The 219-nt window shown below is 63.9% G+C and carries 1 pseudogene; it reads right to left on the reverse strand.

What is annotated here, in order from left to right:
* Positions 1–219 (reverse strand): annotated as a pseudogene (locus tag ACW9IR_RS30295) (ABC transporter substrate-binding protein); the annotation flags it as partial.

A 219-nucleotide genomic window follows, 5' to 3' on the forward strand; every position in this document is an offset into this window, starting at 1 on the left:
GCGCCTGTTGGCTCACCAACAATTGCAGGGCCTGGCGCTCCATGGGTACGCCTTGCAGGTTGAGGCCGGGATAGGTGCCACGCAGGTAATCGGCGACGGCACTGGGCATGCGCACGGCGACGCGGGATTGCTCATCGAGTTTTTCCAACTCCACGGCGCCACCCCCCTCGCGGATGCCGATGATGTGTTGCGGTACGCGCATGTAGGGGTCGCTGAACA

The organism is Pseudomonas sp. SDT291_1_S447 (genome assembly GCF_054070155.1).